The 3,396-nt window shown below is 27.8% G+C and carries 5 protein-coding genes; all 5 read left to right on the forward strand.

Annotated features, from left to right (window positions below):
* Window positions 1–152: 152 nt before the first annotated feature.
* A complete protein-coding gene (locus tag KKC53_01525) occupies window positions 153–419 on the forward strand; it encodes a hypothetical protein (protein MBU2597850.1) in 267 nt (88 codons plus the stop codon).
* A gap of 605 nt (window positions 420–1,024) precedes the next feature.
* Window positions 1,025–1,288: a hypothetical protein gene (locus KKC53_01530; protein ID MBU2597851.1), complete on the forward strand. Its 264-nt coding sequence runs from the start codon at window positions 1,025–1,027 to the stop codon at window positions 1,286–1,288.
* A 297-nt stretch (window positions 1,289–1,585) separates the two neighbouring features.
* Complete coding sequence (locus tag KKC53_01535) at window positions 1,586–2,176, forward strand: hypothetical protein (GenBank protein MBU2597852.1); 591 nt, start codon at window positions 1,586–1,588, stop codon at window positions 2,174–2,176.
* 2 nt (window positions 2,177–2,178) lie between these two features.
* Entirely contained in the window at window positions 2,179–2,703 is a 525-nt protein-coding gene (locus tag KKC53_01540) for a hypothetical protein (protein MBU2597853.1), read from the forward strand.
* A gap of 32 nt (window positions 2,704–2,735) precedes the next feature.
* Window positions 2,736–2,990 carry a hypothetical protein gene (locus tag KKC53_01545; GenBank protein ID MBU2597854.1) on the forward strand — a complete coding sequence of 85 codons (255 nt, stop codon included), beginning with the start codon at window positions 2,736–2,738 and terminating at the stop codon, window positions 2,988–2,990.
* Window positions 2,991–3,396 lie beyond the last annotated feature (406 nt).

Raw genomic sequence — 3,396 nt, forward strand, 5'->3', positions numbered from 1 at the left:
TGCTGCACTTGCTGAACCTGAAACTACAGTTTCTACTATCTCTCTTTTAAACTCTTTGCTAAAACTTCTTCTTTTTTCACAATGAGACCTCCTATTTAATCCTTCTCTTTTTGTCTCATCAGCTATTCTAACTTAATTAATTTTAGTATACAATGTGTCTAGTGATAGGGGTTCAGTCCAATACTACCTTTTGGTTGTATATAGGTATTAGAGTATATAGATATATTTCAGCATGTATAGGTGCTAAAACCTGGAAAAGGTATGTAGAGCGCGTGAAAATCAGGGACAGCTTTGGTGGTAGTATGATCTTAACTTTTAAAGATGCATATTCTCATGCTCCATTTATAATTCTAGCAATAACAGACTCAGTATTAATAGCAATATCTTTTATGATAATTCTTTTATATAAAAAGGAGTAAAAGTCTAAGAGGTAAGAAAAATGAAAACGAAAATAAAAAAAAGACAAGATAGATTAAGGCATAAAAAAAGGAATATAAAAAGACAATCAAAGAAGGCGAGGAGGAAATGAAGCCAATTAGAGTAATTGAGAATTATTGGTCAAGATTATATTGTACTGTTTTCAATATAAGTGGATGCTGTTTTTACAACTATATTCTATTGGGTTGCTATAAGGACAGAAAAAAAACACTTTTACACGAACTACAACACTTCTATCAATTTAGGTCTATAAGATGGTTTCCTATTAAATATTTACTACAAACAATAAGGAACGGTTATTGGAATAACAAATATGAAAAACAGCATTTTAATTTGTTTTATTATCTCAATAATAATCGGTTTATATGAGCTTTATTGGTTCTTATTTAAAGGTTCTGAATTAGGATTAGTTCTAGCTGTACTGTCTTTTGTTGTTAGTTATATTTGCTTTTATTTATGGAGTAAAAAGTGAAAACTGATTTTAAAAAAGTTAATGGTTTTATTATGAACCCATACACGGTACAAAATAGCTTTATAAAGAGTTAACTAATTCTAGAATATAAAACAAGATAATAAGGAGGAAAATATGGGGACAGGTAAATTAACTAATAAGAAATTAATAAAACTACAATCCGTAGTTGGTAGACCAATCATAGTAGGTGTAATGACTACTGATTATATTGAATTCATATGTGCAAGCTGTGGTAAATATGTAGATATGACCTATCGGGGTGGAGATCCGGTTATTCCTTATTTTACTTACAGTTGTGAATGTGGTAATAAAGGTCAATTCAAGATTAATGAACATAGGGTTCATAACTTACCAATAGTTTTAAAACATAAAAAATAAAAAAAATTATATATTCGGGAGGAAATATCCCATATATCAATTTGAGACACGAAGTTAATACGCGAATAACCATTTAGATTAAACTTATATTAATTATTGCTAATATTGAAGTAATTTGTTATATAATATAATACTAATTTAATATCAAAGTTTCTTCTTATGCTAACTCTTCAATATTAAGAGTGAAACTGATAACCTTTTAAGCGGTCTAAGAGAAGAATTTTTAAGAGGTTAAAATTTTATTAAAATATGTTGTGCTAAAAATATATGAAAATTAAATCTCAAGAGATTAAAAATTTGAATATTACAGCTGTTTTTAAGGAAATTGACCATACTCTTATCACTGCTGAAAAAATGAGAGAGATTTTTGAATTGAGTGAAAAAGAGAAAAAAAATAGCCCATTTTTAGAGCCTTCACCAAATGTAAAAATTTTAGTAATACCCGGTAGACAAAAAGAAATTATTATTGAGGAGAAACGACTGAGAGTTAATGACAAAAGTGGCAAAGAGCCAAATAAATCAGAGCTAGAAAAATATTTTCAGATTGCCTTTGATAGTCTTGTAGATAAAACTAAACTCATTGCTTATGGTTTTAATTACGATATATTAGTAAAATCGGAAAAGAAAATTGATTTTAAAAAATTGTCAGGAAAATGTATATTTGAAAGTTTAGAATCGGGAAGTAATATCTTAGAAAGTGGTGTAAGAGTATTATTTGAGAAGGAAGAAAAACGTTACTTTTTACAAACCTCTCCTACAGAAGATCCTTATAAGATGCGACTCCATTTAAATACCCATTATTCTTTAAAAGAAATAAATCTCCGGAGATTAAAAGAACAACTAAATGAAAATTATTTAAAGTTAATAGGAATAATAAAAAGGATTTAGATATGTATGATCAAACTTTTCAGAGAAAAATTTCTAAAGAAGAACTGCCCTCCTCTATGAAATTTCCAGAGTTGGAAGAAAAATATTACACTCCTTCAGATTTAGATTTTAAAATATATGAGGCTTATTTTAAAGAATTCCTTTCTTTATACCGACCCTCTTATGATTCAGAAATTCAAAACCTAAAAAATATAACCAACGTATTAATAGATCAAATTAATGTCTTTTCTAAAGTTATCCAAAATTTACAAAATAGAAAAATAATTCCTATTCAAAATCTGCGCTCTACTAAATTACAGCTTATAGCCCCTTTATATGTTGTATCTGAATATGAAGACGGTGTTTTTGTTATATCTTCTGATGACATAAATCTAGATGGCTATGGTGATACTGAGTTAAACGCTATTAGAGATTTCTGTAAAGATGTAGAATATTTATATTTTGATTTAAAGCAATCTAAAAATAAGTTAGGTAAAATAATGAAGGAGAGCTGGGAATTTCTTAAAAACATAATTAAAGAATTATGATCCAAATAAAGAAAAGGGAATTTAAAAAAATTGTGAATAAACTGAAAAAGGAATTTTGTGTAAAAGAAGGACATACCGGACATTGGCAAATAATAGTTTCTTACAAAGGACATATCTTGAGTCGAACGAAGTGTTCTGAAGGAAGAGACGATATCCCACCAATTTGGGCTCAACAGATAAAAAAACGGTTGAATTTTTCTAGTGATGAAGAATTTCGTGATTTTATAAAATGTCCGATGACATGTAAAGATTATTTAAATTTGCTGAAAGCAAGAGATGTCTTATGAATATTCTCTAAAAATTAATACTTGAAAATTTTAATATATAGAAAGCCCCTTACTAAGCTTTTATAAAAACTACTATATAACCACTGCAAAAATAGAGAAGGATGATTGTTACAAATTGCGACTTTGCGGTCGCTTTATTTTTAGTTTAATGCAACTTTGTAACGTTTTTCTATTCCTTTGTAAAAGAGCAACCCTGACAATAAAAATACTCTGTTGGGTTTAATAGTCTCTTATTTTATCTATCGTTGCTGCATGGAATAACAACATATTTTAAAAAGATCTTGACAAAATAATTAAAATAATCTCGACAAAATAATTAAAATGATATATAATAATAGCACATTTGTATAATTATGCTATTATTCAATAATAATAAATATTTATTCCTCTTGAGAATGTAAGGGAA

It is taken from the genome of Actinomycetota bacterium, assembly GCA_018830725.1.
Lineage (GTDB): Bacteria > Actinomycetota > Humimicrobiia > JAHJRV01 > JAHJRV01 > JAHJRV01.

What these genes read in the sequence shown, in the direction of transcription:
- KKC53_01530 (MBU2597851.1), top strand. Translation starts at nt 1,025, where the DNA reads ATGGGGACAGGTAAATTAACTAATAAGAAATTAATAAAACTACAATCC.
- KKC53_01525 (MBU2597850.1), top strand. Translation starts at nt 153, where the DNA reads ATGTGTCTAGTGATAGGGGTTCAGTCCAATACTACCTTTTGGTTGTAT.
- KKC53_01540 (MBU2597853.1), top strand. Translation starts at nt 2,179, where the DNA reads ATGTATGATCAAACTTTTCAGAGAAAAATTTCTAAAGAAGAACTGCCC.